15 protein-coding genes and 1 tRNA gene are annotated in these 12,598 nt (G+C 72.0%); 7 read left to right on the top strand and 9 right to left on the bottom strand.

Annotated features, from left to right (window positions below; all coding sequences use genetic code 11):
• Positions 1-9 precede the first annotated feature (9 nt).
• The 4 genes from ELX43_RS03000 (at position 10) to ELX43_RS03015 (ending at position 3,432) form a co-directional block, all read left to right on the top strand.
• The gene (locus ELX43_RS03000) at positions 10-1,098 is read left to right on the top strand and encodes a phosphotransferase (RefSeq protein ID WP_127782069.1); all 1,089 of its coding nucleotides are present in this window, start codon (positions 10-12) and stop codon (positions 1,096-1,098) included.
• 55 nt (positions 1,099-1,153) lie between these two features.
• Positions 1,154-1,957, top strand: coding sequence for an alpha/beta fold hydrolase (locus tag ELX43_RS03005; RefSeq protein ID WP_127782070.1), 804 nt, complete (start codon positions 1,154-1,156; stop codon positions 1,955-1,957).
• A 66-nt stretch (positions 1,958-2,023) separates the two neighbouring features.
• Positions 2,024-3,139, top strand: coding sequence for a sialidase family protein (locus ELX43_RS03010; RefSeq protein WP_127782071.1), 1,116 nt, complete (start codon positions 2,024-2,026; stop codon positions 3,137-3,139).
• The gene (locus tag ELX43_RS03015; RefSeq protein ID WP_127782072.1) at positions 3,136-3,432 is read left to right on the top strand and encodes a MoaD/ThiS family protein; all 297 of its coding nucleotides are present in this window, start codon (positions 3,136-3,138) and stop codon (positions 3,430-3,432) included. Before ELX43_RS03010 ends, ELX43_RS03015 begins: the two co-directional genes overlap by 4 nt.
• A gap of 22 nt (positions 3,433-3,454) precedes the next feature.
• Here ELX43_RS03015 and ELX43_RS03020 read toward each other — a convergent pair whose 3' ends face one another.
• Complete coding sequence (locus ELX43_RS03020; RefSeq protein WP_206518090.1) at positions 3,455-5,437, bottom strand: esterase-like activity of phytase family protein; 1,983 nt, start codon at positions 5,435-5,437, stop codon at positions 3,455-3,457.
• 278 nt (positions 5,438-5,715) lie between these two features.
• Here ELX43_RS03020 and ELX43_RS03025 point away from each other — a divergent pair, with 278 nt between their 5' ends.
• On the top strand, positions 5,716-6,225 hold the full coding sequence (locus ELX43_RS03025; RefSeq protein ID WP_127782074.1) for a hypothetical protein: 510 nt from the start codon (positions 5,716-5,718) through the stop codon (positions 6,223-6,225).
• Between the two features lie 41 nt (positions 6,226-6,266).
• Here the strand turns inward: ELX43_RS03025 and ELX43_RS03030 are convergent, their stop codons facing one another.
• The 3 genes from ELX43_RS03030 to ELX43_RS03040 form a co-directional block, all read right to left on the bottom strand.
• Entirely contained in the window at positions 6,267-6,686 is a 420-nt protein-coding gene (locus ELX43_RS03030; RefSeq protein WP_127782075.1) for a hypothetical protein, read from the bottom strand.
• Between the two features lie 48 nt (positions 6,687-6,734).
• Positions 6,735-7,070, bottom strand: coding sequence for a hypothetical protein (locus tag ELX43_RS03035; protein WP_127782076.1), 336 nt, complete (start codon positions 7,068-7,070; stop codon positions 6,735-6,737).
• Between the two features lie 32 nt (positions 7,071-7,102).
• Positions 7,103-7,175, bottom strand: a tRNA-Arg gene (locus tag ELX43_RS03040).
• Between the two features lie 225 nt (positions 7,176-7,400).
• Here ELX43_RS03040 and ELX43_RS17545 point away from each other — a divergent pair.
• Positions 7,401-7,856, top strand: coding sequence for a helix-turn-helix transcriptional regulator (locus tag ELX43_RS17545; protein ID WP_164860559.1), 456 nt, complete (start codon positions 7,401-7,403; stop codon positions 7,854-7,856).
• Between the two features lie 6 nt (positions 7,857-7,862).
• On the opposite strand, the gene ELX43_RS03050 is transcribed toward ELX43_RS17545, so the two are convergent.
• Positions 7,863-8,054, bottom strand: a complete 192-nt coding sequence (locus tag ELX43_RS03050) for a DUF1990 family protein (protein ID WP_127782078.1) — start codon at positions 8,052-8,054, stop codon at positions 7,863-7,865.
• 276 nt (positions 8,055-8,330) lie between these two features.
• On the opposite strand from ELX43_RS03050, the gene ELX43_RS03055 reads away from it, so the two are divergent.
• Entirely contained in the window at positions 8,331-9,371 is a 1,041-nt protein-coding gene (locus ELX43_RS03055; RefSeq protein WP_127782079.1) for a hypothetical protein, read from the top strand.
• A 79-nt stretch (positions 9,372-9,450) separates the two neighbouring features.
• Here the strand turns inward: ELX43_RS03055 and ELX43_RS03060 are convergent, their stop codons facing one another.
• The 4 genes from ELX43_RS03060 to ELX43_RS03075 form a co-directional block, all read right to left on the bottom strand.
• Positions 9,451-10,119 (bottom strand): IF2 family translation initiation factor, encoded by a 669-nt coding sequence (locus ELX43_RS03060; protein ID WP_127782080.1) that lies wholly within the window; start codon positions 10,117-10,119, stop codon positions 9,451-9,453.
• Positions 10,120-10,148: 29 nt separating this feature from the next.
• Positions 10,149-10,706, bottom strand: a complete 558-nt coding sequence (locus ELX43_RS03065; RefSeq protein ID WP_127782081.1) for a CsbD family protein — start codon at positions 10,704-10,706, stop codon at positions 10,149-10,151.
• A gap of 250 nt (positions 10,707-10,956) precedes the next feature.
• The gene (locus ELX43_RS03070) at positions 10,957-11,718 is read right to left on the bottom strand and encodes a 1-acyl-sn-glycerol-3-phosphate acyltransferase (RefSeq protein WP_127782082.1); all 762 of its coding nucleotides are present in this window, start codon (positions 11,716-11,718) and stop codon (positions 10,957-10,959) included.
• A 5-nt stretch (positions 11,719-11,723) separates the two neighbouring features.
• On the bottom strand, positions 11,724-12,527 hold the full coding sequence (locus ELX43_RS03075; protein ID WP_127782083.1) for a GAF and ANTAR domain-containing protein: 804 nt from the start codon (positions 12,525-12,527) through the stop codon (positions 11,724-11,726).
• Between the last annotated feature and the right edge of the window lie 71 nt (positions 12,528-12,598).

Consider the following 12,598-nt stretch of genomic DNA (forward strand, 5'->3'; position numbering starts at 1 on the left):
GGACGTGCGATGCAGACCGACGCCGGGGTCGCCACCGGATCACCCGGCCCCATCGACTCACCGGCCGAGCTCACCGCCGACTGGCTCACCGCGGCCCTGCGCTCGGCCGGGCACGACCTGGCGGTGGCCGAGGTGCGAGCCGCGCCCATCGGGGTCGGCCAGATCGGCACCAACCTGCGGCTGCACGTGCGCTGGGCGCACGGTCAGGGGCCGCAGACGCTGGTGGTGAAGCTGGCCGCGGGGGACCCGGGCAGCCGCGACATCGTCCGGCAGGGCTACCTCAAGGAGGTCGGCTTCTACACCGAGCTGGGCGGGCAGGTGCTGGCCCGCGTGCCGCGCTGCTGGTTCGGCGACATCTCCGCCGACGGCTCGGTGTTCACCCTGGTGCTCGACGACGTGGCCGACGCCCGCCCGGGCGACCAGCTGGACGGCTGCGACGCCACCCAGGCCGGGGCGGCGCTGGTGAACCTGGCCGGGCTGCACGCCTCCACCTGGTGCGACCCCACCCTGGCCGAGCGGGCGTGGCTGCAGGCCGGGGGCCTCAACACGCCGGACTTCCTGGGTCCGCTGATGGTCGACTCGGTGCCGCTGTTCACCGAGCGGATGGGCAGCCGGCTCAGCCCGGACGACGTCGCCGTGCTCACCCGCGCCGCCGACGCCGTCGCCGCCTGGGTGGTCACCGGCACCGAGCCGTTCGCGCTGATGCACTGCGACTACCGGCTGGACAACCTCATGTTCGGCGCCGACGGGACGGTGACCGCGCTGGACTGGCAGACCGCGGCCACCGGCCCACCCGGGCGCGACGTCGGCTACTTCCTGGAGACCAGCCTCGATCCGCAGGTGCGCCGCGACGCCGAGGAGGACCTGCTGGCGGCATACCTGCAGGCGCTGCGCGCCGGGGGAGTCACCGGCTACACCGACGACGACGCCTGGCGCGACTACCGGCTGGGGCTGCTGCAGGGCCCGCTGGTGACCGTGCTGGGCGCGGTGTACGCCCAGGCCGAGCGCAGCGAGCGGGCCGACGCCATGTTCGCGGCCATGGCGCAGCGCTCCTGCGCCGCCATCCGCGACCACGACCCGTTCGCGCTGCTGCCCTGACTTCGCACTGCCCGGACCTCGCTGCTGTCCTGACCGGCTCTGGTGAGATGGGCGGGTGAGCACTCTTGCCAGCCGCACCGTCGGCGAGTCCGGGCCCCGCGTGGTCTTCCTGCACGGGTTGTTCGGCCAGGGGCGCAACTGGCACACCATCGCGCTGCGCCTGGCCGAGCGCGGCTACCGGGTCACCACGGTGGACCTGCCCAACCACGGGCGCTCGCCCTGGACGGAGACCCAGGACTACGGGGTGATGGCCGAGGAGGTGGCCGAGCTGCTGGCCGAGTTGGGCGAGCCGGTCACCCTGGTGGGGCACTCGATGGGCGGCAAGGCGGCCATGACGCTGGCGCTGCGCCGGCCCGAGCTGCTCACCGCGCTGGTGGTGGTGGACATCTCCCCGGTGAGCTACCCGGCCGAGCGCAGCGGCTCGGACTTCGACCGGTTCCTCACCGCCATGCGGGCGATGGACCTGGCCGCGCTGACCTCGCGCAGCGACGCGGACAAGGCGCTGTCGGAGGCGGTGCCCGACCCCACGGTGCGGGGCTTCCTGCTGCAGAGCCTGGTGCGCGACCGCGAGGTGGGCTGGCGCTGGCGGCTCAACCTGGACGTGCTGCACGCCCACCTGGCTGACCTCGGCCGCTTCCCGGAGCCGCCCGAGGGGGCGGTGTTCGACAAGCCGGTGCTGTGGATCGCCGGGGCGGAGTCGGGCTACGTGCGCGAGGACAACCGCGCGGCGATGACGGCGCTGTTCCCGCGCACCCGGCTGGTGCGGGTGAAGGGCGCCGGCCACTGGGTGCACTCCGAGCAGCCCGACACCTTCCTCTCCGCGCTGGCCCAGTTCCTGGACGACGCCGCCACCGGCTGAGCGATGAGTTCCCCGCACCCGTGGCGTCCACCGAGGAGGACGTTCACGGCGGAGAGGGGAAGTCGAATGAGTGGAGCACGCGTACTGGTCGGCACGCGCAAGGGCGCCTTCGTGCTGACCTCCGACGAGCGGCGCCGCGACTGGGACGTGCAGGGCCCGTTCTTCCCGGGCTGGGAGGTCTACCACGTGGCGGGCTCGCCGGCCGACCCCAACCGGCTCTACGCCGCCCCCTCGGGCGGGTGGTTCGGCCAGCTCATCCACCGCTCCGACGACGGCGGTGCCACCTGGGACGCCGTGGACAGCGACTTCTCCTACGCCACTCCGCCGGGCAACCACCTCTGGTACGACGGCACCCAGCGGCCGTGGGAGTTCACCCGGGTGTGGCACCTGGAGCCCTCGTCCACCGATCCCGACACCGTCTACGCCGGGGTGCAGGACGCCGCGCTGTTCCGCACCACCGACGGCGGCCAGGCCTGGACCGAGCTGACCGCCCTGCGCGAGCACAGCTCCGGGCCGCAGTGGCAGCCCGGCGCCGGCGGGATGTGCCTGCACACCATCCTGCTCGACCCCGACCGGCCGGAGCGGATGTTCGTGGCCATCTCCGCCGCCGGGGTGTTCCGCACCGACGACTTCGGGCAGAGCTGGCAGCCGGTGAACAAGGGGCTGCTGTCCGACGGCATCCCGTCGCCGGCGGCCGAGGTGGGCCACTGCGTGCACAGCCTGTCCATGCACCCGTCGCGGCCGGAGGTGCTGTACATGCAGAAGCACTGGGACGTGATGCGCAGCGACGACGGCGCCGGGACGTGGAACGAGATCAGCGGCAACCTGCCCACCGACTTCGGGTTCCCCATCCAGGTGCACGCCCACGAGCCGGACACCGTCTACGTCGTGCCCATCACCAGCGACTACCACCACTTCGTCCCGGACGGGCGGCTGCGGGTGTACCGCAGCCGCACCGGCGGCGAGGAGTGGGAGCCGCTCACCGTCGGGCTGCCCCAGCGCGACTGCTACGTCAACGTGCTGCGCGACGCCATGGCGGTGGACGCGCTGGAGCAGTGCGGGGTGTACTTCGGCACCACCGGCGGGCAGGTGTACTGCTCGCCCGACTCCGGCGACACGTGGTCGCCCATCGTGCGGGACCTGCCCGCCGTGCTCTCCGTGGAGGTGCAGACGCTGTCATGATCCGAGTAGTGCTTCCCGCCCACCTGCGGGTGCTGGCCAAGACCGACCGCGAGGTGCAGCTGGACCTGGGTGGCCAGGCCACCCAGCGCACCGTGCTGGACCTGCTGGAGCAGCAGTACCCGGTGCTGCGCGGCACCATCCGGGACCGGGAGAGCGGCAAGCGCCGCCCGTTCGTGCGGTTCTTCGCCTGCCAGGAGGACCTGTCCCACGAGCTGCCGGACACGCCCCTGCCCCAGGCCGTGCTCGCCGGTGACGAGCCGTACCTGGTGGTGGGGGCGATGGCCGGCGGCTAGCAGGGGCAGTGCGGCTGGGGGATCAGAGGCCCAGCAGCACCCGCAGCACTGTGCTGAGCACCTGGTAGGGCGACCACGGCACCAGCGGGGTGACCGTGAGCTCGCCGGTGCGGGTGGCGCCGTCGGCGGCGGTCACCCGCAGGGTGTGGGTGCCTGCCGGGGTGGCGGCGTCGAGCACCGTGGCGCCCACGGCGAAGCCGAAGGCGTTGGTGCGCACCGTCTGGGTCCGGCTGCTGCCCTCGACCTGCAGGGTGAGGGTGGTGTCCGGGGCCCAGCCGGTGAGCAGCACGCCGAGCACCCCGCCGGCCTCGGCGGTGCCGGGCAGCACCTGCAGGTGACCGGGGCGCGACACCGCGGGCAGCGTGACCGTGGTGTTGGCCGCGACGCCGTGGGGCAGCGCGGCCTGCACCACCTGGGCGCCGCCGAAGTCCGCCGGCACGGCGACCGCGGCGGAGGCGGTGCCGCGGGCGTCGGTGGTCAGCGTGCCGAGCGCGGCCGACTCCGTGCGCAGCCGCAGTGCGTAGGTGGTGGCCGGCTCGAGCCCGGTGGCGCTCACGGTGAGCGTGGAGCCGGTGACCGCCGAGGTGAGGGTGGGGGCGGTGTAGCCGGGGGCGAACGCAGCGGCGACCTTGGTCATGTCCACCTGCAGGAAGGCGCCGTCGTCCTGCTTGCCGTCTGGAGTGGTCTTGACGTGCAGGGAGTACGGGGCGGAGGTGGAGCCCTCGGCCACGGCGTCGATGCCGTAGTCGCTGTCGTTGCTCAGCGTCACCAGGCCGGTGCCGTTCTGCACGGCCACCCCCTCGATCTTGTCGTGGGCGAAGTACCCGCCGGTCGGGTCCACGTCGTGCACCAGGGCGGTGACGTCGAGGAACTCCCGGGAGGTCACCGGGGTGATGCCGGCGGCGGTCAGTGTGGTGGCCGCGGCGGCCTCCGTGGCCTTGCCCACGGTGGCCTCGATGGACCTGCCCTGCACCAGCAGGCCGCCGGCCGCTGGGTCGTAGGTGGCGCCGGCGACGGTGCTCGCCGGGCCCACGTCGGTGGCCCCGGCGAGGTCGATCTTGTACAGCTTCTTGAAGGTGTCCGGCCCGGTGCTGCCGTCGCGCTCGTCGACGAGGAACGTGGTGTTGCCCAGCGCGGTGATCTCGCTGACGTTGGTCTCCGCGCTGTCCAGGTGGCGCAGGTAGAGGTACTCGTGGGTGGCCTTGGTGGCCAGGTCGATGGTGACGATGCGCAGTGGCACCACGTTCTTGGGCTTGGCGCTCAGGTCAGGGGTGATCAGCGCGCTCTGCATCACCCCGACCAGGGTGGTGCCGTCGGGAGTGACGGTGAGGCCCTCCATCCCCTTGTTGGGGTCGCGCATCGCCAGCTCGCGAGGCAGCGAGCCGTCGAACGGGCTCAGCCGGTCGAGCTGGCGTCCGGTGGCGTCGAAGTGGGTGATGTAGGGCCCGTACTCGTCGGAGACGTAGAAGGTGCCGTCGGGCATGGCCACCAGGCCCTCGGAGTCGTAGCCCAGCGGGGAGTCGGCCAGCCGGTTGCCGTCGAGGTCGACGATGGTCTCCTTGGTGGAGGCCTCGGGGTTGACCTGGCCGTTGTACGGGCTGCCGTCCGGGCCCTGCAGGCCGATCACCTGCAGCAGCGTGGCGGTGCCGTCGACGAGGCGGAACAACCCGATCTGGGGCTGGTAGCTCGGCAGCGGCTCGATCTTCTGGCCGGCCACGGGGCTGTCCACGTTGGGGCCCCGGTCGGTGAGGCCGTAGAACTCGTCGCTGGTGCCCGGCTTGGGGTAGAGCGAGGAGCCGTAGGCGCCTGCGCTGAGGGAGGCGCCACCGAGCACGGCCAGCGGCGGCAGGTCGGTGCGGAAGAGCGTGGTGGCACCTGTGGTGGGGCTGCTGGGCTGCGCGAGTGCCCCGGCAGGCGCGGCCAGGGCCGCGCAGGTGGCACCGACCACGGCGAGGGCGCAACCGGCGTACAGGCGAGCTCGGGGACGAGAGGTGGGACGACGCACGGGGGATCCAATCAGGACGTGTGCTCGCTGGTGCCTGCCCGGTTGGTCAGGCGGCTGCGATGATCCGGCGCCGTGGTGAACCGGCAGGGGTGTTGCGGTGCCGCCAGGGTGAACGGGGGCTGACGATTCTCGGCCGGGGGGAGGTGCTGCCGCCGAAGATGCAGGTGAGACACGTTGCGCAACAGTCCTGACACGGACCGTGAGCAGTTGTAGTGTCTCGAATGCCCGTGCAGCCCAGCCGATTTAGGTGGCGCACGGCGGGGAGCGGGGGGCTCAACGTGTCAGCGCACATCACGGTTGTCCGGAACACGGCACGGCTGGGGGCGACCAAGCGGTTCGAGATCATCGTCGACGACGTCGTCGTGGCCAGGCTCAAGCGGGGCCAGGCCCGCACGATTCCGCTGGAGCCGGGCAGCCACTCGGTGCAGGCCAGCTACGGCGACGTGCGCAAGAGCCCGCGCGTGGTGGTGAACCTGGCCGACGGGGAGGAGCGCACCCTGCACGTGGCGCACGTCAGCGAGCGCGCGCACCAGCTCAAGCCGCCCTACCGCGACACCGACTGGCTGGTGCTCACCGGCAACTCCGAGAGCGAGGCCATCACCGGCGGCCTGCCCACGACCGAGGACCGCCTGCTGCTGGCGCTGGGCGTGCTGAGCGGGCTGGCGCTGCTGGCCTCGGTGGTGGCGCCGGCCCACTCGGTGCTGCGGCCGCTGGCCTTCGCAGTGCTGATCGTGGTGGTGGCGGCCGCGTTGCCTCTGGTGGTGCGGCAGCTGCGCCGATCCTCGTGAAGGGCACGCGCGGAGCTAGCCGGTGTGGACCCGACCCGTCATCAGACTGACCCGCTCGGACGTCGGCGCCGAGGCAGGAAGACCAGCAGGAGAGCTGCCACCACGGCGATTGCTCCGCACCACCCGAGGCTGAGATCAGTGAACACGCCCAGTGGGATGAACACGAGCGGACCGAAGAACGCGCCTTCGACTCGGGGGTGCCGGCGCATCCAGCGGTCATATCGGTTGGGTGCGAGAACGCCGGATGCGAACATCGCCGCGTAGGTGAGTGCAGCGAACACGCCGAACCACGGCCCTCGCGCGCCCACTGCCAGGGAGAACGTGCCCGGGATGACGACGGCTGCAAGCACGCCGTAAGTGATCCGGCGGCGCACGGACCACTGTCGTGCGGGGGTCAGGCCCGCCCACCGTTGCCACCGAGGTAGCTGCTCGGTTCCTCGGGAGTGCTCGCCAGTGGTCATGCCCGCAGCCTGTCACGGCCTTTGTGGTGGGAGCGGACGACGGACCGGCTATCGCTCCCGACGGAGGGCGCCGAGCAGCGCGCGGGCATCGCCATGCATCTCCGCGCTGAGCCGGACGAGCTCGTTGTTGACGGCATCGACGTCGTCCGCCGCCACGGAGTGACCATTCATGGGGTGGATGACCAGATCGTGGAAGCCGCCCATGCCGCCATATCCGTTGAGGAGCCGCTCCAGCCCGTGGGCGTCGTGTGCCGTCAGCTCGCGCTGGACGACGGCGATCCACCGCGCCCACCAGGACTCACCGCAACGGTTGAGCAGCTCGTGGGCTCGCGCGACGTTACCGAGCAGCCGCTGGGAACGATCTTCTGCCTCAAGCGAATCCACGAGGCCGATTGTGTCAGCCGCCCCGCGCTGGGTGCCCCTAGCAGGATTCGAACCTGCGACACACGGTTTAGGAAACCGATGCTCTATCCCCTGAGCTATAGAGGCGGGGGTAGCAAGAGAACCGTCAAGGGATCTCCCACCACAGGCTCTCGGCGGCCAGAGCGGTCGGCGAACAGCCCTGATGATGGTACTGGAGGCGTCCGCGTACCGCGGCGGGGCGCCCAGGCGTGGCCGTACTGCGTTCGCACGACTGACCGGTGTCGGTGCCCTGTGCCATGGTGGGTGAGCACGTCCGGGGGGACGAGCGGTACGGGTAGGGGTGGGGGCACCATGTCAGAGTTCAACAAGGCGCTGGGCGGACGGCTGCGCGAGGTCCGCAAGGGACTGGGACTGTCGCTGCAGGCCGTGCAGGAGAAGTCCGACGGCCAGTGGAAGGCTGTGGTCGTCGGCTCCTACGAGCGGGGTGACCGCGGCCTCACGATGATCCGCCTGGCCGCGCTCGCCCGCTTCTACGGTGTCGGTGTCGCCGAGCTGATCCCGGAGCTTCGCGCGGACGCCAAGCCGGTGCGCCTGGTGCTCAACGTCGACCGGGTGCGCCAGCTGACGCAGGAGCAGGCCCAGCCAGTGCGCCAGCACGTGGAGACCGTCCTGCACCGCCGCGGCGGCACGTCCACGCTGCTGGAGATGCGCGCAGCGGACCTCGACGTGCTGGCGTCGGCGAACAACACCACGGGCGCGCAGCTGCTGAACCAGCTGGCTGACTGGGGCTGCTGCGCCCGAGCCTGAGCGTGCTCAGCGTGCCTGCAGCCGCCGCGGGTACAGCGCAGCGATGCACCGCTGCACCCACCGAGGCGCTGGTCCCAGCGGCCGGAGCACCGGCCAAACCGGCGGCGACGCCTGCACGGGGCCGGTCACCACGCCCTCGGGGGTCAGCTCCACGGTGAAGCGCTCGATCCCGCGCTCGGTGCCCAGCCCGATCAGCACGGTGGCGGTGCGGGTGGTTGCAGCACCGTGGCTCGCGCCAGATGGTCGCTCGTCCTGTCTGCGTGCACTCGTGTTCGCCCCCTCGCGGCCGCAGCACTCGCGCAACCAGCCGTGATGGTGCCGCACCACCACCCCAGCGGCCACGTCGGAATGCGACGGGTGTGAGCCGGCATCTGTTTAGAATGCGCTGCGAAGGTTGCTCTTTCGGCCACTTGGGTCCAAGGAGGAGCGGCTTTCGGCCCCGGCCGCCCTCCCCCCAGTCAAAGGACCACGTCGATGTCTCAGCAGCCTCCGCCCACCGGAGATGACTCGTCCAGCGAGCCCCAGAGCACCGGCTGGCAGAAGCCGTCCAACCCGACCCCCCCGCAGAACGAGCAGGGGGACCAGGGCCAGCAGGGCTACGCGCCGGGTTCCTACCCGTCCGGTCCCTACCCGCAGGGCTCCTACCCCTCGGGGCCGTACCCGCAGGGGCAGACCGACCCCAACGCCTACGGCCAGCCGCAGTACGGCCAGCCCGGCTACGGGCAGCCGCAGTACGGCCAGCCCGGCTACGGCCAGGAGCAGTACGCCCAGGGACAGTACGACCCAAACGCCTACCAGCAGCAGCAGTACGGCCAGCCCACCTACGGCCAGCCCGGCTACGGACAGCCCGCGTACGGACAGCCCGGCTTCCCGCAGGGGCCGGTGCCGCCACAGAAGAACAACAACAAGATCTGGATCTTGGCGTCGGCGGCGGTCGCGGTGCTGGTGATCGGCGCCGGCGTGGCCATCGTGGCCGTGCAGAGCTCCGACGACGACGGCGACACCGCTGCCCCCACCAGCTCCGCTGCCCCGTCCAGCTCCGGCAGCCCCTCCAGCTCCAGTTCCAGTTCCAGCTCCAGCGCGGCACCGTCGAGCTCGTCGACCACCTCGGGTGACAACTACCCGGGCAAGAGCTCGGGCGACACCATCGTCCAAGCCGGCGAGCTGGGCACCAAGGACAGCATCGCGGTCACCACCACGGCGCTCACCGAGTTCAAGGGCCGGTACGACGACCTGCTCTGCACGTCGGTGGTCCTGAAGAACCAGGACACCAAGGAGCGCACCTTCACCAACCTGCGCTGGGAGCTGGCTGACCCCACGGGGCGCATCGAGGACGCCAGCTACGCCTCCGACATCCCCAACCGGTTGAAGTCCGGCGCGGTGGCACCAGGCACGGAGATCAGCGGGAACGTCTGCTTCGAGCAGCCCAACGGTCTGCCGTCGGGCACCTACGCCGTCACCTTCGAGCCGCAGCTGGGCGACGAGGACCGGATCGTCTGGATCAACAAGCGCTAGGACCCGCACAGCAGAGAGCCCGGCAACCGGACACTGGGTCCGGCTGCCGGGCTCTCTGCGCTAACTGGCTCTGGGCCGACTAGCTCTGCGCGTTCTGCCGCTGCGTCTTCTCTGCCTCGGCCAGCTTCTCCACCTGGTTGGCGTCGGCCCGCTTCTGGGTGGCCTCGTCACGCTTGGCGGCGGCCTCCTTCAGCTCGGCCGTCGCCGGCGCCGCGGCCTGCTTCTCCTTGGCGTCGATCTTGGCCTGCTCGGCCTTCTTCTCCGCCTCGGCGTCCCGCTTGCGCTTGGCGGCCAGCTCGTCGGCCTGCTTCTTCTCCGCCGCAGCGCGCTGCTCGGCCTGCTCGGCCGCCTTCTTCTTGCGGTCCTCCTCGGCCTTGCGTGCCGCGGCCTGCTTCTGCTGCTTCTCCCGCTGCGCGGCCACCTGGTCCTCGCGGGCCTGCTGCTGCTTGGCCTTCAGGTCGGCGTCGGCCTGCTCGCGCTTGCGGTCGGCCTCCTCCTGCAGCTCCACGGCCCGGGTGAGGGCGGCGCTGCGCTCCTGCAGGGCCTCCCCGCGGCGGATGGCGGCCGGGTCGCCCAGGGCGCGACCGACGGCACCGTCGATGGCGCCGAGGGTGCGCTCGTAGGCGAGGCGCACGGGCGCCTCGTCGTGCATGCGGGACACCACCTGCGTCTCGATGAGCTGCAGCGGGAGTCGGGCCACCTGGTAGGGCAGCCGCAGCGCGGCCTTGGGGATGCTGAGCACGTTCATGCGGTCTCCTTCGATCGGTGTGGTGGTGGTCAGGACAGCTCGGCGTCGCCGCTGAGCTTCGCCGCCTCGCGGCGGGCCTTCTCGGCGGCGGCCTCGGCGTTGGCCGCCTCGGCGTTGGCGGCGGTGTGCTCGGCGCTCGCCTGTGCGGCGTCCTGTGCGGCGGAGGTGGACTTGGCGCGGGCGGTGGCCTCGGCGCCCTGCTCCTTGGCCTTGGCGTCCCGCTCGGCCTGGGCCTGCTCGCGGGCGGTCTCCTGCTGCTTGGCGGCCTCGGCCTGGCGACGCTCCGCCTGCTGGCGGGCCTCGGCAGCCTGCTTGGCCGCGGCGGACTCCTGGGCGGTGGCCGTGCGCTCCTGGGCGGCCTCCTGCCGGACCTCGGTGAGGTCCTCGGCAGCGTCCTTGGCCTTTGCGTCGGCCACGGCGGCGTCGGCGTTGGCCTCCCTGCGCTGGGCGGCCTGCGTCTGGTCCAGCTGGCCCTCGGCGGTCAGGGAGTCGTTGCCGGACAGCGCGCCGGCCACCTCCTTGGCCTTGCCCTTGATCGAGTCGAACATGCCCTTGCGGGCCTCACCAGACTTGTCTTGCTCAGTCATTCAGCACTCCTAGTGGTCTCGCGTGGTCGGACGCCGACGGGCGTCCGTGGTGCGGTGGCCACCCGCTCCGGCCCCGAGCAACCCGTGCTTGTGCAGGCGGGGCCCAGGGCGGACGGTGGCAGCGATCCCGGCTTCTCGAGGACGCGTGAAGTCCTAAGTGTACGTCTGTGCACGGCATTCGCACCCGGCAGTGGCGTGGCTAACACCCTGGTCAGAGGCCCGCGGTGCTGTCAACCGCAACCTCGCGCCGCTAGCCGAGCACCGGTCGCCTGCCCTCGGTCATCGCCGTGAGGCGGTCCTGCATCAGGGTCTGCACGCGTCCGGCGAGGTCCTCCGCGCTCTCCCCGTCGCGGGCCTGCACGGCCGGCAGCACGGCGGTGCAGAGCTTGCTCGGCAGCGGCAGGTAGGGCAGCACCAGCCCCACCAGTCCGAGGTTGAGCCCCCACGGCAGCGACACCGACAACGGCAGCGCCCGCAGGTTCAGCCAGGTGTCCAGGCGTGCGGCCCGGGCCAGGTTCTGCCCGTCGGCGAGCACCAGCAGCGTCTCGCCCACCCCTGCCGTCACCACCGGGACGATGGGCACCTCCGCCCGCAGGGCCAGGGCGGCGAAGCCCGGCCGACCGTCGAAGATGATGCGGTTGCGGTTGTTCCAGGTGGCCGCCGCCTCCACGTCCCCGCCGGGCAGCACCAGCACGTGGTGGTCCTGCGCGAACGCCTCCAGCGCGTTGGCCATGCTGGCGGGCCGGGCGCCGAAGGCCTCCGCCAGCGCTCCGAAGCCCAGCGTCCAGGCCAGCGGGTGGGCAAGCACGGTGACCGGGCGCTCTGGCCGCAGCTCGTGCAGCGCAGCGGCGACGGCCAGCAGGGTGACGTCCAGCAGCGCGCCGAAGCCGTGGTTGGCCACCAGCAGCACCGGTCTGTCGGGGAGGTCACCGGCCACCGCCAGCTCGAGGCGGTGGTAGCGCCGGGCGACCTCGGTGCCCAGGCGCCGCAGCAGCGCGGGCGGAGAAGTCACGTCGGCTAGCGGTCGGTGAGCTGCAGGACGCGCCGCGCGGCCCGGTAGGCGGCCGGCTCGAGCAGGGCCGGGGTGGTGCTGGCGACCAGCTCGGCCATGGCCTCGGCGATCCGGCGCACCTTGATGTTGGACCCCTGCGAGCACAGGGTGAGCACCTGCCATGCCTCCTCGGCGGTGCACTGCCGGTGCTGCATGACCATCCCCACCGCGCGGTCGGTGTCGGTGCGTGAGGCCAGGGCGTTGCGCAGGTTCATCTCCTGGTTGCGGGCGGCGCGCAGCGCGGCCAGCCGCAGGTCCAGCTGCTGCATCACCATGCCGGCCAGGCTGCGCAGGGTGCACAGCTGCTCCGAGGTGGGCTGCCGGGGCCGGGTGTCCAGCACGTTCACCGTGCCCAGGCGGTGCCCGCCCTCGGTGACGATCGGTGCCCCGGCGTAGAACCGCACGCCCAGCCGGCCGCGGACCAGGCTGTTCTCCAGGGTGCGTGGGTCGCGCAGGGTGTCCGGCAGCACGTAGGGCTCGTCCTGCAGGATCGCCGACGCGCACAGCCCGGGCTCGCGGCTGATCTCGGCAACCCCGAGGGGCAGACCCTCCGCGGCCTTGAACCAGATCCGGTCCTCGTCCACCAGGGTCACCGTGGCCATCGGCACGTCGAAGACGTGCGCAGCGACCTGGGCGGCGCGGGTGAACGCGCCGTCGCGCGGGGTGTCCAGCACCTCGTAGCGCCGCAGCGTGGTCAGCCGGGCCGGCTCGTCGGCGGGAACGGTCGGCGGGGGGCAGGTCGCGGCGCCGATGCCGATGACGTCACTCATGTGCACTCCTCAGGTGGGCCGGGTCAAGGATGGCACCGAACGACCCGACTCGCGACGCAGATCTGCCCCCC

Origin of the sequence: Rhodococcus sp. X156, assembly GCF_004006015.1 — a bacterium.
In the GTDB taxonomy this organism is placed as follows: Bacteria; Actinomycetota; Actinomycetes; order Mycobacteriales; family Mycobacteriaceae; genus X156.